Origin of the sequence: Neorhizobium sp. CSC1952 (assembly GCF_030378245.1) — a bacterium.
Taxonomy (GTDB): Bacteria; Pseudomonadota; Alphaproteobacteria; order Rhizobiales; family Rhizobiaceae; genus Neorhizobium; species Neorhizobium oryzae_A.
The window spans coordinates 1,718,576-1,739,523 of the sequence record NZ_CP128416.1 but is presented as its reverse complement, the minus strand read 5'-3'; the positions used below and the strand labels follow the sequence as shown (position 1 = coordinate 1,739,523).

The 20,948-nt window shown below is 62.1% G+C and carries 19 protein-coding genes; 9 read left to right on the top strand and 10 right to left on the bottom strand.

Annotated features, from left to right (window positions below; translation table 11 throughout):
• The first annotated feature begins 193 nt into the window (after window positions 1–193).
• From QTA58_RS08785 to QTA58_RS08765, 5 genes are all read left to right on the top strand, one after another.
• On the top strand, window positions 194–1,042 hold the full coding sequence (locus QTA58_RS08785; protein ID WP_085421653.1) for a transporter substrate-binding domain-containing protein: 849 nt from the start codon (window positions 194–196) through the stop codon (window positions 1,040–1,042).
• Window positions 1,043–1,118: 76 nt separating this feature from the next.
• Window positions 1,119–1,820: an amino acid ABC transporter permease gene (locus tag QTA58_RS08780; RefSeq protein WP_289672481.1), complete on the top strand. Its 702-nt coding sequence runs from the start codon at window positions 1,119–1,121 to the stop codon at window positions 1,818–1,820.
• Complete coding sequence (locus QTA58_RS08775; RefSeq protein ID WP_289672480.1) at window positions 1,804–2,562, top strand: amino acid ABC transporter ATP-binding protein; 759 nt, start codon at window positions 1,804–1,806, stop codon at window positions 2,560–2,562. The genes QTA58_RS08780 and QTA58_RS08775 overlap by 17 nt, the downstream gene beginning before the upstream one ends.
• 14 nt (window positions 2,563–2,576) lie before the next feature.
• Window positions 2,577–2,927, top strand: coding sequence for a hypothetical protein (locus tag QTA58_RS08770; protein ID WP_289672479.1), 351 nt, complete (start codon window positions 2,577–2,579; stop codon window positions 2,925–2,927).
• Between the two features lie 137 nt (window positions 2,928–3,064).
• Window positions 3,065–4,159, top strand: coding sequence for a M14 family metallopeptidase (locus QTA58_RS08765; protein WP_289672478.1), 1,095 nt, complete (start codon window positions 3,065–3,067; stop codon window positions 4,157–4,159).
• On the opposite strand, the gene QTA58_RS08760 is transcribed toward QTA58_RS08765, so the two are convergent.
• From QTA58_RS08760 to QTA58_RS08715, 10 genes are all read right to left on the bottom strand, one after another.
• Entirely contained in the window at window positions 4,160–5,134 is a 975-nt protein-coding gene (locus QTA58_RS08760; RefSeq protein ID WP_289672477.1) for a hypothetical protein, read from the bottom strand.
• A gap of 59 nt (window positions 5,135–5,193) precedes the next feature.
• Complete coding sequence (locus tag QTA58_RS08755; RefSeq protein ID WP_289672476.1) at window positions 5,194–7,140, bottom strand: FAD-dependent oxidoreductase; 1,947 nt, start codon at window positions 7,138–7,140, stop codon at window positions 5,194–5,196.
• Window positions 7,141–7,153: 13 nt separating this feature from the next.
• Window positions 7,154–8,308, bottom strand: coding sequence for an FAD-dependent oxidoreductase (locus QTA58_RS08750; protein WP_289672475.1), 1,155 nt, complete (start codon window positions 8,306–8,308; stop codon window positions 7,154–7,156).
• Window positions 8,305–10,551 carry a GMC family oxidoreductase gene (locus QTA58_RS08745; RefSeq protein WP_289672474.1) on the bottom strand — a complete coding sequence of 749 codons (2,247 nt, stop codon included), beginning with the start codon at window positions 10,549–10,551 and terminating at the stop codon, window positions 8,305–8,307. Before QTA58_RS08745 ends, QTA58_RS08750 begins: the two co-directional genes overlap by 4 nt.
• Window positions 10,548–11,411: an amino acid ABC transporter ATP-binding protein gene (locus QTA58_RS08740; protein WP_289672473.1), complete on the bottom strand. Its 864-nt coding sequence runs from the start codon at window positions 11,409–11,411 to the stop codon at window positions 10,548–10,550. The genes QTA58_RS08745 and QTA58_RS08740 overlap by 4 nt, the downstream gene beginning before the upstream one ends.
• Entirely contained in the window at window positions 11,363–12,031 is a 669-nt protein-coding gene (locus QTA58_RS08735; protein ID WP_289672472.1) for an amino acid ABC transporter permease, read from the bottom strand. The genes QTA58_RS08740 and QTA58_RS08735 overlap by 49 nt, the downstream gene beginning before the upstream one ends.
• Window positions 12,032–12,033: 2 nt before the next feature.
• Complete coding sequence (locus tag QTA58_RS08730; RefSeq protein WP_085421663.1) at window positions 12,034–12,699, bottom strand: amino acid ABC transporter permease; 666 nt, start codon at window positions 12,697–12,699, stop codon at window positions 12,034–12,036.
• Between the two features lie 24 nt (window positions 12,700–12,723).
• On the bottom strand, window positions 12,724–13,608 hold the full coding sequence (locus QTA58_RS08725; RefSeq protein ID WP_289672471.1) for a transporter substrate-binding domain-containing protein: 885 nt from the start codon (window positions 13,606–13,608) through the stop codon (window positions 12,724–12,726).
• 60 nt (window positions 13,609–13,668) lie between these two features.
• Window positions 13,669–14,568, bottom strand: a complete 900-nt coding sequence (locus tag QTA58_RS08720; protein WP_289672470.1) for a tripartite tricarboxylate transporter substrate binding protein — start codon at window positions 14,566–14,568, stop codon at window positions 13,669–13,671.
• A 319-nt stretch (window positions 14,569–14,887) separates the two neighbouring features.
• Entirely contained in the window at window positions 14,888–15,634 is a 747-nt protein-coding gene (locus QTA58_RS08715; protein ID WP_085421666.1) for a GntR family transcriptional regulator, read from the bottom strand.
• Between the two features lie 357 nt (window positions 15,635–15,991).
• On the opposite strand from QTA58_RS08715, the gene QTA58_RS08710 reads away from it, so the two are divergent.
• From QTA58_RS08710 to QTA58_RS08695, 4 genes are all read left to right on the top strand, one after another.
• The gene (locus QTA58_RS08710) at window positions 15,992–16,654 is read left to right on the top strand and encodes an aspartate/glutamate racemase family protein (RefSeq protein ID WP_289672469.1); all 663 of its coding nucleotides are present in this window, start codon (window positions 15,992–15,994) and stop codon (window positions 16,652–16,654) included.
• 509 nt (window positions 16,655–17,163) lie between these two features.
• Complete coding sequence (locus tag QTA58_RS08705) at window positions 17,164–18,180, top strand: ABC transporter ATP-binding protein (protein WP_289672468.1); 1,017 nt, start codon at window positions 17,164–17,166, stop codon at window positions 18,178–18,180.
• Window positions 18,181–18,203: 23 nt separating this feature from the next.
• Complete coding sequence (locus QTA58_RS08700) at window positions 18,204–19,241, top strand: oligopeptide/dipeptide ABC transporter ATP-binding protein (protein ID WP_289673072.1); 1,038 nt, start codon at window positions 18,204–18,206, stop codon at window positions 19,239–19,241.
• A 141-nt stretch (window positions 19,242–19,382) separates the two neighbouring features.
• Window positions 19,383–20,948, top strand: coding sequence for an ABC transporter substrate-binding protein (locus QTA58_RS08695; protein ID WP_289672467.1), 1,566 nt, complete (start codon window positions 19,383–19,385; stop codon window positions 20,946–20,948).

The window sequence follows — 20,948 nt, the reverse complement described above, 5'->3', positions numbered from 1 at the left end:
CTACGCAGGAATGCGCCACTACGCTCGGCGGCTGCTAAACCCTTGGCAGCGCGGGCGGCGGCACTTCCAATGTTACCAAACGCTTCGCTGCGGCGCAGCAGAATATTCATAAAATGATATTTTTCGTTGGACAACAAAAAAATATCTGCTGATATTTATTGGCGTAAATTCCTCGACTGGAAGGGCCTCCGCCATGTCTCTCGCTCGTACAGGAAGTGCATTCTCCGCAGCATTCATCTCCCTTTTCATCGGTTATACGACGACGGCCGCGGCAGTTGACTGCCCGATCAAGGTCGCCGATTCCAGCCTTCTCACTCCCGGCGAGGCTGTCGTTTCGATCAACCCCGTCTCCCCGCCCATGCAATATGTCGATCCCAAGTCCGGCGAACTGAAAGGCATGCGCGTCGAGGTGGGCGACGCCATCCTTGAAAGGTTGTGCCTGAAGCAGAAAAAGATCCGCGTCGATGATTTCGGCACGATGATTCCGGGCCTGCAGGCGGGCCGCTGGGACATGATCAACACCGGTGTCTTCTTCACCGACGCCCGTATCAAGATCATCTACATGGTGCGCTACGAAAACCAGGCGATCGCCGTTTCGACACGCCCGGGAGACGCTTCCAAGTTCAAGACCGTCGAGGATCTCGCGGGCAAGACGATCGGCGTCGATATCGGCGGCTATGAGGAAAACAAGCTCAAGCAGCTCGATCAGGAGCTGCAGGCGAAAGGCCTGCCGGCGATCAAGATCGCCATCTTCAACGACACCAATATCGACTACCAGGCGCTGAAGGCCGGGCAGGTGGATGCGAACTTCACCATCGAAGCCGTCGCCAAGGAATATGCCGATCGCGGCATTTCCCAGGTAGCGCTGAAGGGCCTCTATCCGTCGCCGGTCGCGCTGGCATTCCGCAACAAGGACTTCGCCCAGGCGGTTGCCGACACGCTGACGAAGATGAAGGCGGACGGAAGCTACCAGGCGATCTTCGACAAATACGGGAAGAGCATCTGGGATGGACCGTTCGACGTGAAGGGCCCCGGTATCTGACAAGGCCAGCCATCCGACAAAAGATTGGGTGGCGGGCCAGGGCTGCGCCGCTCGCCGATTTCCGGAGAACGTTCAGATGACGGTTTGGAGCTGGTCCGCCTTCTTCGAATATCTGTTCAGCCCCTTTCTGCTTTACGGGGCCTGGACCACGATCTGGCTGACCGTCGTCTCGGCGCTGCTCGGGCTTATGCTGGGGGGCGTTGTGGCCGCGGCCCGGATGAGCGGCATAGGCTGGCTCGAGAAGGTCGCCTGCTTCTATGTCTGGCTGATGCGCGGCACGCCGCTGCTCGTCCAACTCGTCATCATCTATACCGGCCTGCCGCAGATCGGCATCAAATTCGAGGTCGTGACCTGCGCCTTGCTGGGCCTCGCGCTGAACGAGGCTGCCTATCTCTCGGAAATCATCCGGGGCGCGGTGCAGTCCGTCGGCATAGGCCAGCGCAACGCGGCCACCGCACTCGGCCTCACGAAGTTCCAGGCGATGCGCGACGTCATCCTTCCGCAGGCGACGCGCGTCATGTTGCCGATGCTCGGCAACAGCGTCAACGGGCTGCTCAAGACGACATCGCTCACCTCGGCGATCTCCATGGAAGAGCTCTTGCGCCGGACCAACCTCCTCATTCAGGAGCGGTTCCTGACGCTGGAACTCTTCGTCGTCGCATCGATCTACTATCTCGTCATGACCTCCGCCTGGTCACTCGTCCAGAACTGGCTGGAGCGTCGTTTCGGTCGGGGTTTCGAAGAGGAAGCGAGGTTGGAAAATGCCGAACAGCGTTGATCCGGTCATTTCCGCCGAAAAGGTCGGCAAGCATTACGGCCACTTCCGGGTTCTCCAGGATTGCAGCTTCGAGGTGAAGAACAGCGAGGTCGTGGTCATCTGCGGCCCGTCCGGTTCCGGAAAATCGACGCTCATCAAGTGCCTGAACGGCCTGGAGGGGTTTGACGAGGGCCGGATCGTCGTCGATGGCGTGTCCGTGGGCGATCCCCAGGTAAACCTTACCAAGCTGCGCTCGCGGGTCGGCATGGTCTTCCAGCAGTTCGAGCTCTTCCCGCATCTGACCGTCGAGGGCAACGTGATGCTTGCCCAGCGGCGCGTGCTGGGGCGCAGCACTGCCGAAGCGCGCGAACGGGCGCGGATGCTGCTCGACCGGGTCGGCCTTCTGGAGCATTCGGCGAAATACCCGAAAATGCTCTCCGGCGGACAGCAGCAGCGGGTTGCGATCGCCCGCGGCCTGGCGATGGATCCCAAGGTCATGCTGTTCGACGAGCCGACCTCGGCGCTCGATCCGGAAATGATAGGCGAAGTTCTCGACGTCATGGTGAACCTCGCGAAGGCGGGCATGACCATGGTCTGCGTCACGCATGAGATGGGTTTCGCGCGCCATGTCGGTAGCAAGGTCCTGTTCATGGATCAGGGCAGGATCGTCGAGACAGGCACGCCCGAGAGCTTTTTCAAGAACACGCAGTCCGAACGGGCGCAGCGTTTCCTGAAGAACATCCTTCACCCGATGGGTATCTGAACAGAGAGGGTTTCATGTCGCAGAAGATTCAATGGGTCCGCCAAGAGGACGTCGAAAAGGTCTGGCTTTATCCGGACAAGGAATACAGCTACCGGCTGATTACCGAGGCGAAGAACGGTGCGCCGCTCTCCTTCCACCTGACGACTTACCTGCCTGATCTGGATTCGCTCGTCGAAGGCGACGGCCTGCACGATACCGTGCTGTTCTGCCTGAGTGGCTGGGCGCGCCACGTCGATCTCCTTGAAGAGCGCGAATGGGAGTTCCGCCCCGGACAGGCCGTCTATCTCCCGAAGGTCTACAAATATCGCCGCATCGTCGGCTCCGCCGGAATGACCGTCGCGGTCGCCTGTACGCCTTCTCGGTAACGGCGAGGAAAATGCAAGGGGCCCGCACAAGCATCATTGCATAAAAATATTACGTGATATATCAAAATGGGCGGCCAGTCCGGCCGCTTTTATGATTGAATTGAGCCAGGGTGGCGGAAATGATTGCTGGAATTCAAATGGACGTCGACGCGTGCTTTTCCGATGATTACAAGGGAGCGCGTGCCCTTTTCCGGGAACGCGCCGCTGCAGCGGGCGGCAAGCTCTCTCTTTATGAGAATCCCAATTCCGGCCCCTATGGCGAAGCGCTCGCCACCGATTGCGCCTGGTTCGGCCCCGAAGACGCCGCCAAGGTGATGGTCCTCGTTTCGGCCACGCACGGGGTCGAAGGCTTTTGCGGTTCCGGTGCTCAGATGGACTGGATGGCGACCGGCCGGGCTGGTCCGGACCAGCCCGATACGGCCGTGCTTCTCGTCCATGCGATCAATCCCTATGGCTTCGCCTGGCTGCGCCGCACGACGGAAGAGGGCGTCGACCTCAACCGTAACTGCATCCCGTTCGAAAATGGGCTGCCGGCGAACGAGGGATATTCCGAGCTGGCCGATGCCTTTCTTCCCAGAACGAGGGACGAGGCAACGCTGAAAGCAGCCAAGGAGGCGTTGGAAGCCTATCGCACGAAACACGGCGCCAAGGCTTTTTCGGTTGCGCGCAGCAGCGGCCAGTACACGCATCCCGAAGGTTATTTCTACGGCGGCACCGGCCCGACCTGGGCACTGCAGACGATCAACAAGATTTGCGATGATTTCCGGCTGCCTGAGCGCAAGAGCGTCGCCGTCATCGACTACCACACGGGTCTCGGCTCCTTCGGCTATGGCGAGCCGATCGCCGGCCATTCGCCGGGCACGAGCGGCCAGGCTCGCTGCCGCGCCTGGTACGGCACCAGCCTCGGCGAGCCCATGCTCGGCAAGTCGTCTTCGGTGGTCATTGCCGGCCTGACGCAATATGCCTGGGCGCGCAAGATCGGCGATGAGAAGCTGACATTCATTGCCCTGGAATACGGCACGTTCGATCCGGAAACCGGCGCCGAGGCGCTTCGCGACGAACATTGGCTGCATGCCTATGGCAAGGTGGATTGGTCGTCGGAGGAAACGCTGAAGATCAAGAATGCACTCAAGCATTTTTATCATCCCGGCACGCAGGATTGGAAGGAACTCGTCCTGATGCGCAGCCGCCAGGTCATAGCACAGACGTTGGGCGGCCTGGCTTCGCTCTGATCAGCCAAGCTCCATTCCCTTGACACCATTTGCTTCGGCGGCCTCGAGAACCAGAGAGGCCGCCGCAAGATCCTCGATGGGCCGACCATCCGACAGGAAAACGCGTATGCCTTGGTGTGCTGGGGAACCGCCGTCGGCTATCGCAGCTTGCATATCCACGAGACGATCAAAATGTCCGCCGAGTTCCGCGCTTGCGGCAGACCACTGGTCCTGCAGCCGCTTCGGCATGTCCGACATGACGGCCGTGGCCATGCGAACCAAGGCAGGGTCGATTTCCGTGCTGCCGGGATGAAAAGGTCCGACCGACGCTACGATCGCATCGGGTTTGACGTCCTCAGAGCGGACAAGAGGAACGTCCGACATGCTGGTCAGGACGATCGTGTCTGAACGGCGAAGCAATTCGGACCGCGATACCGCCTGAACAGGTCTTCCCAGAAGCGCGGAAATTGCCGCAGATGCGCCGCAGGCACGCTCCATGTCTTCATTGGCCGAGGCGATTAGAATGGTTTCCCATTCGGCGACGCAAGCCATCGTCTCGGCATGCGCCCGCATCTGCACGCCGGTACCGGTCAGGCCAAGCACGCCGTTCGGCTTGATGCCGAGCGTCCGGCAGGCCAGCGCCGTGGTTGCGGCGGTGCGCAAAGCCGTGATGCGCCGCCCGTCCATCATTGCTCGGATGCGTCCTGTCACTGCGTCCATGACGATGATGACAGCATCGATCTTGGGCAATCCCCTGGCGGGATTGCCGAGCACACCCGACAGAACCTTCGTCGTGGCGATGCCCGCCGCGGGCCAGTAGGCCGGAAAAGCCACGTAATTCGCGCCATGCTCATGGGCATCGATGCGCAGCGGCCTCGGCTCGGTCAAAAGGCCAGCGTCCGCATCCTTGAATGCAGCCTCCAGACGCGCGATGAGCGCAGCCGGCTGAAGCAGCCGGGTTACCTCCTGCTCGCTGAACCAGACGGGAGCACTCATCCAAAAAATCTCCTTGATGGGAGTAGTGGGCGTTACATGTCGCCCGCTTCCTTGCCGGGTCAGGGGGCGGCCCCGGTTTCGAAACCGTCGAGGATCGCCGCCTCGACATCCCGCGCCGCATAGGCGTCGCCGATGATGGTGGTCTTGATCGATGCCGCCTTGAGAGCTTCCGCCAGGCCCGCCTGCGGTACGCCGGGTGCGGCGATGACGATCGTGTCGTAGCACTCGGTGCGACAGTCCGTGCGGGTGAAGACATTGTGGAAGATGACGCTTCCGCCATCGAAGCGGCGCGGTACCACGGTCGGCGTGAAGACGATCCCGGCGGCGAGCGCCTTGGCGTAGAAATAGGTAATGTTCTGGATCTCGAGCTTCTGGCCGACGTGGAAGGACGCGGTGCTCATCTCGACGCTGCGTCCCATTTCCGCAAGCATGATAGCCGTCACCATCGCCGGCTGACGGTCGAGGTAATCGACGACCAGCACTTTCCGACCTGCCTTGGAGGGGTCGGCGACAACCTCGTCGACGGTCAGAATCGGGGCTGAGCTCGCACCCTCCACATCCAGCGGCTCGAATGACGTGCCGGTGGCGAGCACGACTTCGTCGGGCTGCAGCGACCGGATGAGCTCCGGTGTCGCTTTGGTGCCGGTGCGGATATCGACGCCGAAGCGGTCGAGAAGATCGAGTTTGTGCGCGAGCAGTTTCGACCACTCCTCGCGGCCCTTCGGCTTCATCGCAAGCCTCATGCGTCCGCCGAGCTGATCGGACTGTTCGATCAGCGTGACGCGGTGACCGCGCCGGGAGGAGACGACCGCAGCCTCCATCCCGCTCGGCCCGCCACCGACGATGACGATGTACTTGGGTGTTTGAACCGGTTGCAGTTGGGCGTAGGCCAGTTCCCGGCCTGTCACGGGGTTGCCGATGCAACTGATGTGGCGGCCGCGGTAAAGCCGTCCGAAGCACGCCTGTTCGCAGCCGATGCACGGCGTAATGTCATGCGCCTGGCCGATGCGGGCCTTCTTCGGCAGGAAGGGATCGGCGATCAGAGCGCGGCACATGCCGGCCATGTCGGCATCACCCGCGGCAATCATCTCATCCGCAAGCGCCGGGGTGTGAATGCGCGTGCCGTGGATGACGGGCACGTCGATCTCGTCCTTGATGCGGCGCGCCACGGATTTGAACGGTGCCGGCTCCAATCCCATCGGCGGTTCGTGCAGCATGTTGCTGACCAGATCGCCGTCGGTCCCGGCACTGACATCCACATAGTCGAGCGCGCCGGCCTTGACCAGAAGCGGCACGATCTCGGCCATGTCGGCGGCCGTCAGCCCGCCTTCGACCAGTTCGTCGCCGGAGCAGCGAATGCCAACAGGGATATCGGGACCGACACGCTTGCGAACTGCCGCCAGCACCGCCTGCGGAAAGCGCACCCGGTTTTCCACCGGACCGCCATAGAGGTCTGTGCGCTTGTTGGTCAGGGGAGACAGGAACTGCTGGATCAGCAGACCGTGGCCGCAATGCACCTCGATCCCATCCATGCCTGCCTCGACGCAGCGGGCGGCGGCATCGGCATGGGCTTCGACCAGCTCTTCGATTTCGTCCACGGTCATCGGGTGGGCGACCTCGCCATATTTCTGTTCGTAGACCGCTGATGCGGACCAGAGCGCGGTGGGGCGCGCCGAAGTCGCCAGACCCATATGCGAGAGATAGCCGAATATCCTGGTACCGTGCAGATGGACCGCATCCGACACGGCCCTGAGGCCCGGAATGATCGTATCGTCGTAGTTGCACAGCAGGCCGGTAATGCCGGGGGAGGAGGGGTGGACCTGCTGCGAGCCCAGCATGATCAGGCCGACTTCGCCCTTCGCACGCTGTTCGTAATAGGCGATCATCTGCTCGTTCGGCCGCCCATCCTTGGGCATGCCGGTGCCGTGCCCCGTCAACACCACCCGGTTGCGGATCTCGACCTTTCCAAGCTTGATGGGCGACAGCAGATGATGGAACGCGGTCATCGGCAACGAACTCTCAACAGGCGATCGGCTCGGCAATGAAGGCGGAGACCTTTGCAGGGTCGATGCCGTCATGGCGATGCGGTGCGAATGGCGCAAGCAGCGGCTCCTGCCCGGTGAGGATGTCACTTGCGACGCAGGCGCCGATCTGCGGCGAGATCTGGAAGCCGTGGTTCGAGAACCCGGCGGCGAGATAAAGGCCGCCGATGCGGGTGCGGCCGATGAAGGGAAGGCTGTCGATGGATTGCGCCTCGACGCCCGACCACGCCTGTGCGAGCTTGCGGCTCCGGAGCGCGGGCAGAATAGCCGCGGCGCCGCTCCATTGCCTTGCCACATGCGCATCGACGCAATTGCTGCCAACGCCCGTTGGCGCAGGGGCGGCAATCCAGCGCCCACCGATCATGAATTCGCCCGATGGCGTCTGCTTGAGGGACAGATTGCGCCCGACAGCCGTCACGGTCGGCGCCAGCATCTTCTCCGCCATATCGGAGAGAAGCATTTGCAAGCCGCGCCAACGCAGCGGCAACGCAATGCCAAGCTTCGACAGAAGGTCGATGCTCCAGGCGCCCGTCGCGAGAATGAGTTGACCGCTGGACAAGATCGTGCCGTCTGCCAATACGACACCACTTGCCTTTCCGCCATCCATCTTCACCGTCGCGGCCTGGCCGAAGATCGTCTTCGTGCCGCGTCGTGCAGCGGCGCGGGCGAAGGCACGCGCCGTGCGGCCTGGATGTGCCTGACCGTCGCCGGCCGTATAGGCGCCGACGATGGCGTTTTCGGTCAGTGCCGGTGCGATCGTCCGGAGACGGTTTCCTTCGACCCTTTCGATGGGAAGCCCGGCAGCTGTATCACTTGCAAACCGCTGCTCGATGACCGGAACTTCACTCTCGGTTTCGGCGATGTGCAGATGTCCGCCAAACGAGACCTCAAGGTCGGCGTCGAGCTCTTCCGACAGGGTTTTCCAACGTGCCGCAGCGAGCTTGGTGATGGGCTGGTCTTCCGCATGGCGGCCCTGCGAACGCAGGCCGCCGGCACTCGCCCATGTGGCCGCCGGCTTGGTGGCGGCGTCAAAAGCCTGGTCCAGCAGCGTCACATTCGCTCCGTCACGCGCCAGATGATAGGCGATCGAGGTACCGATCACCCCGCTGCCGATGACGATCACGTCGCTCATGCCGCCGCTCCCGTGTTCTGGCTGATGATGTGATCCGCAGCGCGCAGCGCGAGCGCAAGAATGGTCAGCGCCGGGTTGACCGGCGGCAGGGAGACGAAGCTCGATCCGCCGAGCACGACCAGACCGGGGGTGTCGTGCACTTCACCGAACCCGTTGGTGACGGAGGTCGCCGGATCGTTGCCCATGCGCGTGCCGCCGACGTCATGCGTGCTGATCGGCCCGGTAAGGAACTGGCGGCGCCAGGTGCGGGTCGCGCCCATGCCGAGCGCGATCTTTTCGGCCCGGTCCTGCAGGTATTGCATCAGCTTGCGCTCGTTGTCGCCGATGTCGAACGTGATGCGGATCACCGGCCGGCCGAGCTTGTCCTTGACGTCCGGATCGAGATCGAGCCGGTTGTTTTCGTAAGGCAGGATTTCCGGGTCGATGAACAGCATCGCCGTGCTGTTGTAGGACGACAGGAAAAAGTCGCGCCAGGCCTCGCCCCAGCGCGGCACGTCCGGCGGCAGCACGCCCGATGCCTCGATGGGAAGATACTGGTTGAAGGCTGCGATGCGACCGCCGCGAATGAAATCGACGTCGCTATGGTCGAAATGGTCGCCGGAGAGGTCGGCAATCGCCATGGCCTGCGCCGTGGGTCCGATGAAGCGGTTCAGCCGCTTGCCTTCGAAGATCGCATAGACGGATGGCTGCTGCCGGGTCATGTAGTGGCGGCCGACCTGATCCGTCTCGTTGCCAACGCCGCGGCCGTGACGCCTGCTGCGAGACAGCAGAAGCAGGCGGCTATTCTCGAAGGCATAGGCCGCGACCACGACGGTACCGCCCGCCTGGAAGCGGGTCTCGCCGTCCAGGCCCAGATAGTTGACGCCGACTGCGCGGCCGCTCTCGTCGGTGACGATTTCCATAGCCCTTGCACCGGAAACGATATGCAGCCGGCCGCTTTCCAAGGCTTCCGGAAGCACCGTGTTCTGCGCGGAAGCCTTGGCGTCGACATGACAGCCGAACCGTGAGCAGAAACTGCAATAGGTGCAGGCGTGGCGGCCATTCCACGCCGTGGTGGCGATGGCGGCGGGCAGGGGGAAGGGATGATACCCTTGCGCCTTCGCGCTGTCCGCGAAGAGCTGCCCGAGACCGCTCGTCCTCAGCGCCGGCATCTTGTAGGGATTGGCGCGCGGCGCCTCGAATGGGTTGCCGCGCGACCGATCCGGGTTCTCCCGATTGCCGGCGTGGCCGGATACGCCGAGCAGATCCTCGGCCTCTTCATAGAACGGCTCGAGTTCGGCATAGCTCATCGGCCAGTCGGCGAGCGTCGAGCCTTCCGGAATGCGATGGTCGCCGTATTTCGCGGCCGTCGCGGAGCGGATGCGGAAATCGTCTTCGTAGAAGCGCATCGCGACAGCGCCCCAGGCGATCGAGTTGCCGCCGAGCGCCGTCTCCAGGCCCTGGGACATGACGGCGCGCCTGGCCTTCTCACCGGGTCGTGTGCGCCATGTCGGCACTTCGTCGTTGAATTTAGCCGCGCCGCCTTCGTTGCGGAAAGCCGTTGCCAGCAGCTCGTCCATGGAGCGCTCGCGGCCCGTGCGAGGAGGACCTGCTTCGAGGATGACGACCTGAAGTCCGGCGCGCACGAATTTCAGGGCCATGAAATTGCCCACCGCACCCCCGCCGACGATCAGCACATCCGGATTGGCGGGAATGCCGGCTGTCGAGGGTATCGTCCTCGGCAGGCCGGGAAGGCGGGCATCCTGCGAGACCTGTGTCAGGCTCTGCGGCTGGCGGTCAACCTTATAGTCGAGCTTCTGCTCGTCTTCCCGGAAGCCAAACTGTGCGCCGGGGAACCCGACGGCCTTCCAGCCGGCAAAATCCTTGTTGCCGCCGTGAATCGGGTCGGAGAACAGGCCTTCCCGCAGGTGACGGATGACAAGATCGAAGGTCGTGCGGTCCGGGTTGCGCAGGAGGCCGGGCAGTTCGTCGCGTTCGAGAGCGGCGACGACGGCAAGCTTGTCCGTCGCGCCGACGAAGGAGCCGCCTGCCGCCTGATCGAGGCTGCCCAGCATCGCGCGGTATTCGCTCACAAAGACAGCGTAGGGGCCTGCAAGGGCCTGGTCGATATAATCCGAAGCGCCGATGGTCACCGCACCGGGCGTTGCCGCACCGGGCGGGAACAGACAGTCGCAGAGTGCGTCCAGCGTCGCGCGCTCGCCGGCGGTCAGCGCCGTGATCTTCGGCCCAATTCCCACATTCATTGTCCGCGCCTCAAAAGTCTCTGCATGAAGGCCTTGGTCCGAGGCTGCGCAGGATTGCGCAAAACTTCGGCAGGCTTGCCTTCCTCAATGATCTTGCCCTTGTCGAAAAACACCAGCCGGTCGGCCACATCCTCCGCGAAGCCCATTTCGTGGGTGACGACCAACATGGTCATGGACTCACTCGCGAGTTTGCGCATGACGCGCAGCACCTCGTCGACCAGTTCCGGATCGAGCGCCGAGGTCGGCTCGTCAAAAAGCATGACCCGCGGTTTCATTGCCAAAGCCCGGGCGATGGCGACACGCTGTTGCTGGCCTCCCGACAGTTCGGACGGAAAGGCATCCAATTTGTCCGCAAGCCCCACGGAGGCGAGAAGCGCCTTCGCCATCTCGACAGCCTCCGCACGCGCGATCTTACGGACGGCCATCGGCGCTTCGATAAGGTTCTGCAGCACCGTGAAATGCGGAAACAGGTTGAAGTGCTGGAAAACCATGCCGATATCGGCGCGATGCCGACGGATTTCGCGTTCGGTCGCCTTGCGGGTTCCGCTGACGGTTTCCACCATACCCATCAGATGGCCGCTGACCCACACGTCTCCCTTATCGGGCGGGTCGAGATAATTGATACAGCGCAGCAGTGTGCTCTTGCCCGAACCCGAAGCGCCGACGATCGCTACGACCTGGCCGCTTGCAACAGTGATGTCGACGTCATCGAGCGCCTTGACCTGCCCATAGGATTTGAACAGGCCTTTCGCCTCGACCATCGCGCTGTTGTTGCTCGGGTATTCTTGTTCGACAGAGGCCATTGTCATCCTTATCGGGGTGCCAGCCGGTAGGCGCGTGCGATCTTCGCTTCCGCCCAAGACTGCAACAGCGCCAGGAAGCCGCTGATCAGCAGATAGCCGAGCCCCGCGAAGACGAGGAAGAGAAAGGGTTCGTAGGTGATCGACGTCGCCCGCGATGCCGCTGCCGTCAGGTCCGCGACGGCGACCATCGAGGCGAGCGACGTTGCCTTCACCATGATGATGGCGCGGGTCATGTAGGGTGGGATCGCCAGGGGAAACGCCTGTGGAAGAATGATGCGTCTCAGCGTATGCAGATGCGAAAGACCGAGCGCCTTGGCCGCCTTGTATTGTCCCGAGTCGATAGCCGCGATGCAGCCACGGAAATCCTCGCTCATATAAGCGGCTCCCATGATCGACAGGCCGATCATGGCCGCCGTTAACGGCTGCAGCCGGTAGCCGAGTTGCGGCGTGGCGTAGAAAACGAAGAACAGCACGAGAAGCGCCGGTAGAAGCCGGATGGCATTGACGAGAATTGCGAGCGGTATCGCGACCCAGCGGCTTCCGGTCTCGCGGATCAACGCGATGGCCAGCGCAAGTGGTGTCGCGATCAGGAGCGTCACGGCGGAGAGAAGCAGGGTCGTCCACAGGCCCTTGAGCAGGGAGGGATAATATTGAATGAAGAGGTCGTGGTAGCTCATGGCTATCTCGCCGCTCTGCGTCTGGCGGCCCAACGCTCGCCATACAGCTGGAGAATGAGAAGGCCGGCATCGAGTACCGCATAGATCGCGCCGGCCGCGAGCAGGATCTCGAAAGGCCGGTAAGTAACGACGAAGACCTGCTTGGCCGCATTGGTGAGTTCCGGCACCGCGACCGCCGCCGCCAGCGCCGTCCCCTTCAATATCTCCGTCGCATGCGAGATATAGGGCGGCAATGCGGCGGGTATCGTCTGCGGCAGGATGATCCGGAACAGGGTGCGAGCCGGCGATAGCCCGAGAGCCTTGCAGGCCTGCCATTGGCCGTGCGCTACGCTTTGCAGCCCGGAATGAAAGACTTCACCGAAGTAGAAAGACATATAGGCCGTCATGGCGATCACCGCCGAGGGCATCGGCGGCAATGTCAGGCCGACCACCGGCAGGCCGAAGAAGGCCAGGAACAGCAGGAGCAGCGGCGGTACACCGCGAAAGATCCAGCTCGCCGCGCGCACGATGGTCCGCACCGTGGGTGACGGTGCGGACCGAAGCAGCGCGACGGCAATGCCGCCCGGCGTCGCGCAGAGGAGCACGATGGAGGTCAGGCTGATCGTGACCGTGGTCCCGCGCAGAAGCGCGGGCCAGACAGTTCCCAATATGCTGAAATCCAGTGTCACCTGCGCGTTCCGATCCGGCCTGGCTTAGTAACCGATGCGGGTCAGCGCATCGACTTCTGCAGCGGAACCGCCGTATTTGACGACGAGGTTCTTCAGCGTGCCGTCGGCGCGGTAGTTGCCGAGCAGGGTGTTGATGGCGATCAGGAGATCAGGCTGCTTCGGGTTGACGCAGAGACCCTGCGGGAAGACCTGGAGGGCGGGGCCGACAAGCTGCAGCTCCGCCTTGTTCGGCGCCGTGTTCAGGACGTTCAGCGCGTTGGACAGGTTCATCGCGACGAGCTTGACCTGGCCGTTCTGGAGCCCGATCAGGGATTCCTGCATGCCCGGGAATTCGGTCGCCGCCGCATCCGGAAGCGCCTTCTTGGCGCCCTCGAAATAGACTTCACCGCGCACGCCGCCGAGGTCTGCGGACTTGGCGTCCGCAAAGGTCTTGATGTTGGTGTCCTTGCGGGTCACGGCCACGGTGGCGTTGACGGCGGTCGGCGAGGTCATGAGGAACTGGTCGGAGGCAAGGCGTTCCGCCGTCCAGGATGCGCCGTCGCAGGCGATGTCGAAACGGTTGGCGGCAAGACCCGGAAGAATCCCGGCCCATTCCAGCTGCACGAATTCCGGCTGCAGATCGAGATCCTGTGCCAATTTGGTGAACAGCTCGACATAGCTGCCGGTCAGCTTGGATGTCGCCGGATCGACGAACGTACGCGGCGGAGAGGCGCCGGTCGTTCCGATGGTCAGCTTGCCGGGATTGACGAGGGCGCGGAACTTCCAGGGCTTGGGAAGCTGCTGATATCCCTTGGTTTCACCCAGTACGGCATTGAATGTGGAGGCATCCTGTGCCAGCGCCGGCGCATGGACGGCTGACATGGCCAGCACGGCAGCGGCGACGGTGGCCTGCAAGAATCGTTTCATCATGTTGGTTCCCCTTTTTTGGTTTGCTGAACTCTCGTGGTCCGCCAAGGCCGTTCGAAAGCGTCACTTCGGCAACAGGCCGGCCATTCCGAGATGCTTTTCGTACCAGTCCCATTCCTTATCGAGAAAATCCCGAAACGCCCGGCCGGGCAGGAAGGCGTCCGCCTGTCCGTTGCGGGCGAGATAGGCCTTCCACGCATCGGATGTGCGCATCTTCTCGATGATCACGTGCCAGCGCTTCTGGTCGGCTTCCGGCAGATCCGGCGGCCCCATCAGCCCACGCCAGAGATGGAAGGTCACGGGAACGCCCGCTTCGGCAAGCGTCGGAACGTCCGGGAACGCCTCCGACCGCTCCTCGCTCAAAACGGCGATGACGCGCAGCACGCCGGATTCCACATGCGGCAGGATTTCGGCCGCGACGCCGCAACCCCAGTCGATCCGTCCCTCTATCATCGCCGTCCAGACGGCAGGTTCGCTTGGCACGACGACAAACTCGACATCGGCCTTGGCGCCTTCGGCGATCGAAAGCCCGAGCAGATGATTGATGCCGCCCTTGAAATAACCGCCGGTGCGGGTCGTCCGACCGGCGATCCCGGCGAGGAATTCCTTGGCGTCCTTCCACGGGCTGTCGGAACGCACGACGAGGAAAAAGCTGTCGGCGACAAGCCGCGCGACCGGCGTCAGCCGACGATGCGTCAGCGTCATTCCCCGCAAAAGAGGGGCCTGAATGAAGACGGGCGTGCAGGTGGAAATGCAGTTCGGATCACCGCCGCGGGTGATCAGCAGGTTCATCGCATCGACACCCGGATCATCACCCTTGGGGGTCGTGGACCATGCCCGATCATCGGCCGCGGTCTCACGTACGCCCTTTAGCAGGGCTTCCGCAAGGACGGGCGGGGCGCTTCCGGGAGGGCCGTGGATGATGAAATCTACCTTCTCCATGGTCTGCAAAATGACCCTCACTCAAAGATTTCCATGATATTATTTCTGATATCTCAGTTGTCAATCGAAAGTCTGTAAGCACTTGCGATTTTTTGTAATTTTGCGAAAATCGGTATGTGGATTTTTTAGGCAAACAGGTGCCTTTTGGATCGGCACTCCACAATGCCAGTCCGCCTGGGCGATCATCTTGCTGCATGCAATGCGCTGGGCCGCTTCACCAAACGGCCCAGCCGTCCTTCGTCAGAAATTCGCGCATGTGCCTATTTTGTAGCACATCATCAAATTGAGGCTCTGCTTTCCTGTGCGCCTGCGCCCCGGAATTCGCTCAGGCGCGGATGGCTCAGAGCGCGATGCTGCTGATGTTTCGAGACGAGGCGAGGGCCTGGAAAAGCCCCTGTCGGGTAAGTTCGTTATGGCGGATCATGACCGCGCGCGCCGCATCCGGATCGCGTTTGCTCAGGATATCAACGATGGCATGGTGGTCGCTCTGGGTTTCGCCGCTGACGTCGCGCAGGCGGGCGCCGAGATAGAAGAAGCGCTCGAGCTCATCGATCTGCCGCGCCAGGAGCTGGTGAAGACGCTCGTTGCCGGAAGCCTTCGCGATGGCGACGTGAAAATCGCGGTTGGCCTGGATGAAGCGCTTCAGGCTCGGCTGCTCCGAACGGTCGTAGACGACGTCCGCCAGCCGGTTGAGATTGTCAATGTCGGCGTCTGTGATGCGCTTGCAGGCGAGTTCCGCCGCGCCGGCCTCCAGGATCGTGCGCAGGTCGAACAGTTCGTTCATGTCGCCGAACGTCACTGGAACGATCTGGTAGCCGCGCCGCGGGAATGTCCGCACCAGCCCTTCGGAGCGCAGCGTTGCGAGCGCCTCGCGCACCGGCGTTTTGCTCACGTCGAAACGCTCTGCCAGTTCCGCTTCGGAAACTTCCTTGCCGGGCTCCAGAATGCAGGTCAGGATCTCGGTACGCAGCATCGTATAGACTTTTTCGGTCAGCGAACCGGACTTCTTCTTCCGACGGCCAGCGGCATCTGCCTTTGCGTCGGACCGAGCCCGTTTGATCGTATCTTTTGCGACTGCTGTGGCCATCTGCTCTGCTTCCCCGATCTCGAACCGTTACAGTTTTCTCCAAAACTGCCGGTCTTCACACTTTTTACATATCGTACGATCTTTGATTCGCATATCCACTGATATTCCAGATGTGGAGATGCAAAGGCAGGAAGGGCGTTGTTCCAAACGCCTGTGGCATAGGCTTGAGAGAGCCATTAAAATATTACGACATATATGACGGTTATGCCGCTGGCAACCGGATTTTCAAATATGGTGGATAATTTTCCATATCGTCCATGAAACATGACATCGCTTTGACAATCATATTTTCGTGGCATATCACAAAGAATATTTTAAGCCTTTTTCTTGCAGATGGCGTGTCCGCCGGGAGGCCCTTTGGCTCGAATTCTCATCATCAATCCAAACAGTTCGGCTTCCGTCACGCGGTCGATGGAGGCCTGCCTGGAACCTGTCTTCGAGGCCACGCGGCACGACATAGCGTGCACGGAGCTCGCCAAATCCCCGCCAGGCATCGAAACCGACGCGCATGTCGCCGAAGTTATTCCTCATCTGATCGAGCGGGTCGGCGAGGTTGACGCGGATGCGATCGTCGTCGCCTGCTTCTCCGATCCCGGCATCCGGCAGGTCCGCGAAGCCGCAAAAGTCCCGGTGGTCGGCATCGCCGAGGCCGCCTATCTCGCGGCGCTCGGTCTTGGAGAGAAGTTCGGGATCGTTTCCCTCGGCCAGTCGTCGATCGACCGGCACCTGCGCTACCTCAAAAGCCTGAGGATCGAGGAGCGGCTGGCGGGTGACAGGTCCATCGACATGACCGTCGTCGAACTGATGGCCGGCAATGTGGTCGACACGATTGTGAAGACCGGAAGGCTGCTGCGTGACGAGGATGGCGCCGACGTCATCATTCTCGGATGCGCCGGGCTTGGCGGATATCGCGAAGCCCTCGAGGCGGAACTCGGCGTTCCGGTGGTCGATCCCGTTCAGGCGGGCGCCGCTCTCGCCTGCACCAATGTCGATCTCAAATACCGGAAGAAGGCATCATGACTGCTGAACTTGTCAATCGCGGCCGCAAAGGCGGCCGGAACCGGCCGGTCGTGGTCGGCGTCTCGGCAGCGGCACTGCAAGCCACGCTCAGACCTAGTCGTCCTATTCATCTTTTCGGTCCATCGCGAAACTAATCGTCTCACCGATCTGCCAAGGGTTCCGTCTTTGCGAAAGTGAAGTGTTCCTGCCAAATTAAAGGCGAGGGAAACTTGGCGAGTTGGGAAACGCCGAGCATACTTTCGATAGCCGGAAAACTTCAATAATCAGTCATCGAAAGAGCAGCGCTCGCTAGATCCCTCGCTCACCCGCAACAATTTTCATTCCGGCCGTTCCGGGGCTTTCGTCGGGGTGAAGTGTATTGTATACATGACGAGGCTTTCGGGAGGAGCCAGCCGCGTATCAGGGTGCCTGACGGGATTCCGGCGTGGTGGAGGAAAAGCGCGTCAGTCAGCCGCATTTCACATGTTCATCATGCGGGTGGCAGGCCGACAGGGGAGGAGCAAGGCCGGATGCAGCAGCTCGCCGAGGCCACGACGGCCGGTCAGGATACGCTTCTGGATATTCAGAACCTGACCTTGTCACTGCGTGACGAGTGGGGGTGGGTTGAGGTCCTCAACAATGTTTCGCTTTCGATAAAGCCGAAGGAGATCCTCGGCGTCGTTGGCGAGAGCGGATGCGGCAAGTCGATGACCGCGCTCTCGATTCTCCGGCTCCTGCCGCCGCGCGATTCCCGGCTTGGTGGAAGGATCATGTTCGGCGGCCAGAATCTCGTTTCCTGCCCGGAATCACAGATGAATCGGATTCGCGGGCGGCATATCAGCATGATTTTCCAGGAGCCGATGAGCGCTCTCGACCCGGTGTTCACCGTGGGTTACCAGATCGAGGAAACCCTCAGGCGACATTTCAGGCTCGACCGCAAGGAGGCTGCGGAGCGCGCCGTCGAGGCGTTGGATTCGGTCGGCATCGCATCGCCGCGCCACGTCGCCACGCTCTATCCGATGAACCTTTCGGGGGGCATGCGCCAGCGCGTGATGATCGCCATGGCGCTGGTCTGCGAGCCGCGTCTTCTCATCGCCGACGAGCCGACCACGGCTCTCGACGTGACGATCCAGGCGCAGATCATGGATCTGCTTCTGGGCCTTGCCGACCGCACCGGCACCGCCATCATGTTCATCACCCACAATCTCGGCCTGGTCGCGCAGAGCTGTCATCGGATGGTCACGATGTATGCAGGACAGGTCGTGGAGAGCGGTCCGGTGAAGGACGTCATCGCGGGTCCTCGACACCCCTATACAGCCGGGCTTCTGCATTCGATCCCCGACAGCAATCGGGCGCGCGGCACGCTGCCTTCCATCGCGGGCCGTGTTCCCTCATTGCGCCATATGCCAAAGGGCTGCCGTTTCGGACCGCGCTGTAGCTATTCCGTCCAACCCTGCGAACTGTCGCAAAGCATCGAGAATCTCGGCCGCAGGGAGGTGCGCTGCAACCGCTGGGAAGAACTTGAATTGAGGAGGATCGAAGCATGAGCGGAAGTGCTTCTCCCGTCCCGATGGCCCTGCAGGCCGAGGACCTGCATGTCAGCTTCGGCAATGCGCGGCGGGGCTCCCTCATCCGCGCTGTCGACGGCGTCAGCTTCAGCGTGCGCAAGGGCGAGATCTTCGGCGTGATCGGTGAATCCGGTTCCGGAAAGTCGACGCTCGGACGCTGTCTTGTCGGCCTGCTCACGCCGAGCGGCGGCGGGGTGCGGCATGGCGGCATCGACCCGTTCAGGTTTTCCCGCCGTGAACTCAATCGCCACCGGCGCAAGTACCAGATCGTCTCGCAGGACCCGAATGCGGCCTTCGATCCGCGCATGACCATCCTTCAGAGCGTTTGCGAACCGTTGAACATAGCGGGCGAAGGTACGAGGGCGGAGCGGCGCGAGAAGGCGTTCGAGATGCTGGACCGGGTTGCGTTGTCGCCCGAGATGGCCAATCGCTATCCGCACGAGATTTCCGGAGGTCAGAAGCAGCGCGCCAATATCGCGCGGGCGCTGATGCTGGATCCGAACGTGATCGTCTGCGACGAGGTGGTGGCGGCGCTCGACGTGTCGATCCAGGCCGACATGCTGAACCTTTTCGCCAGGCTGCAGGAGCAGTTCGGCCTCACCTACGTCTTCATCAGCCACGATCTGAGGGTCGTCAGCCACATCAGCGACCGCGTGGCGGTGATGTATTTCGGCAAGATCGTTGAGGTCGGCCCTGCTCATGCCGTGATGGAGGCGCCGCTGCATCCCTACACGGAGGCGCTACGGTCGGCCGAACCCGAGATTACCCCGGCGGGGGCCGATGCGCGCAGCAGGATCATCCTGCAGGGCGAGATACCGAGCGCGGTCTCGCCGCCCGGTGGCTGCCGCTTCCACACACGCTGTCCGCGCGTGCGGGACGTCTGTCGCATCCAGGAACCGCAGCAGCGCGAATTGCTGCCCGGCCGGCATGTCGCATGCCACTTCGCCGAGGAGATGCTCGTCGAACAGGAGAGGAAGGGTCTTTCTGCAGGACGGAACCGCGTCCAGGACATGGCGTCCGCCACGCAGGCCTTGACATAGGACGATGCGGACAAAGGCGCCCAGCGGCTTTCCGTCCGGAAACACGTGGAAGCAGGCAGATGGGAGCCTTGGCGATACGGAGATCAGCAGAACACGCATAATGGCCAGACGTGGCCGGTCATGGATGATGGAGGAGAAGACGTGACCAGAAATCTGTACGAAAGGATACCGAACCTTACCCGTCGCTCGCTGCTGGCCGGAACGGCGGCCGCGGGCGGTATGGCTCTGCTGCCGGCAATGGTACGCGCTCAGGCTCCGCAGCCCCGATCGGGTGGAACCCTCAGGGTCGTCATACCGTTCAACCCGGCCGCGCTCGATCCCCTGACCGGCCGCAACAATCCCGACTTCAATACGCTTCTGATGATGTTCGACGCGCTGATCGGCTTCGATCCGCAGACGCTCGAACTCCAGCCGATGCTGGCGACGTCTTGGACGTTCACCGACCCGACCACGCTGGTTCTCGAACTGCGCGAGGGCGTCGAGTTCCACGACGGTACGCCGTTCAATGCCGAGGCGGTGGTCTTCCATCTTCAGCGCTGCATGGCTTACGAGCGCTCGAACGTCAAATCGGACCTCGCGGTCGTCAGCAAGGTCGAGGCCACCGGTCCGCATCAGGTTTCGCTGAAGCTGAAATATCCGGACGCCACCCTGCCCTCGGTCCTGACCGACCGCGCGGGCCTCATCGTGTCGCCCGCTTCGGTCAAGGCTGCGGCCGACGGCAATGTCGACCGCGCGCCGGTGGGCACCGGACCGTTCAAGTTCGTGGAATGGCAGGACAATACGCTCATCAAGGTCGAAAAGAACGCGAATTATTGGGGAGACGCACCCTATCTCGACGGGATCGATGTCCGCATCGTCAACGAGTTCAACACGGCTGTCCGCACGGTGACCGCCGGTGAATCCGATATCGTTCTCAACATGAGCGCACAGCAGATGGCGGTCGCCAAGCGCGATCCGAAACTGGTCGCCGAAGCGACGCCATCGATGATCTACTACACTTCCTTCCTGAACTACGGCGAGGGACCGCTGAAGGACGTGCGTGTTCGTCAGGCGATGAACTGGGCGCTCGACCGTCCGGTTCTCAACCAGGTTCTCTGGGGCGGCCTCGGCGGCGGGCACTGCAGCATGTTCCCGACGGGCTTCTGGGCCAACGATCCCGAGACCGAGAACTTCTATACGAAGGATATCGATCGTGCGAAGTCGCTGCTGAAGGAGGCGGGGTTCGCCAACGGCATCGAGATCGCGACCTTCACCTGGGCGGATCAGGCGGCGGTCCAGCGTCAGGAAGTCCTGAGCGCCCAGCTTGCGGAGGCAGGTATCCGGCTGAAGGTCACGCCGGCACAGCCGGCGCAGACGATGCAATACTTCCTTACCGAAAAAAAGGGGCAGATGCTGATGACCCCGACGGGCGGTCTTCCCGACCCGGCCACTGCCTACGACCGGCAGTTCTCCGCGACGGCCTACCGCAACGCGGCCAAGATCGAGCTGCCGGGTTACCGCGAACTCATGGATGCGTCCATGAATACGTTCGATCAGGCAAAGCGTCAGGAAGTTCTCTATAAGATGCAGCGTTTCGTGCTGGAAAACGCGCTGCACCTGCCGCAATTCGCGTCCGCCGGCATCATCGTGCGCACGCCGAAAGTGCATGGTTTCAACTTCAGCCTGCTGCAGCGCCCGCGCTTCCACAAGGTGTGGATGGAGGCGTGA

Excerpts from the sequence above, each read along its gene's own strand:
- QTA58_RS08785 (WP_085421653.1), top strand. The coding sequence starts at position 194 with ATGTCTCTCGCTCGTACAGGAAGTGCATTCTCCGCAGCATTCATCTCC.
- QTA58_RS08780 (WP_289672481.1), top strand. The coding sequence starts at position 1,119 with ATGACGGTTTGGAGCTGGTCCGCCTTCTTCGAATATCTGTTCAGCCCC.
- QTA58_RS08775 (WP_289672480.1), top strand. The coding sequence starts at position 1,804 with ATGCCGAACAGCGTTGATCCGGTCATTTCCGCCGAAAAGGTCGGCAAG.
- QTA58_RS08770 (WP_289672479.1), top strand. The coding sequence starts at position 2,577 with ATGTCGCAGAAGATTCAATGGGTCCGCCAAGAGGACGTCGAAAAGGTC.
- QTA58_RS08765 (WP_289672478.1), top strand. The coding sequence starts at position 3,065 with ATGGACGTCGACGCGTGCTTTTCCGATGATTACAAGGGAGCGCGTGCC.
- QTA58_RS08760 (WP_289672477.1), bottom strand. The coding sequence starts at position 5,134 with ATGAGTGCTCCCGTCTGGTTCAGCGAGCAGGAGGTAACCCGGCTGCTT.
- QTA58_RS08755 (WP_289672476.1), bottom strand. The coding sequence starts at position 7,140 with ATGACCGCGTTCCATCATCTGCTGTCGCCCATCAAGCTTGGAAAGGTC.
- QTA58_RS08750 (WP_289672475.1), bottom strand. The coding sequence starts at position 8,308 with ATGAGCGACGTGATCGTCATCGGCAGCGGGGTGATCGGTACCTCGATC.
- QTA58_RS08745 (WP_289672474.1), bottom strand. The coding sequence starts at position 10,551 with ATGAATGTGGGAATTGGGCCGAAGATCACGGCGCTGACCGCCGGCGAG.
- QTA58_RS08735 (WP_289672472.1), bottom strand. The coding sequence starts at position 12,031 with ATGAGCTACCACGACCTCTTCATTCAATATTATCCCTCCCTGCTCAAG.
- QTA58_RS08725 (WP_289672471.1), bottom strand. The coding sequence starts at position 13,608 with ATGATGAAACGATTCTTGCAGGCCACCGTCGCCGCTGCCGTGCTGGCC.
- QTA58_RS08715 (WP_085421666.1), bottom strand. The coding sequence starts at position 15,634 with ATGGCCACAGCAGTCGCAAAAGATACGATCAAACGGGCTCGGTCCGAC.
- QTA58_RS08705 (WP_289672468.1), top strand. The coding sequence starts at position 17,164 with ATGCAGCAGCTCGCCGAGGCCACGACGGCCGGTCAGGATACGCTTCTG.
- QTA58_RS08700 (WP_289673072.1), top strand. The coding sequence starts at position 18,204 with ATGGCCCTGCAGGCCGAGGACCTGCATGTCAGCTTCGGCAATGCGCGG.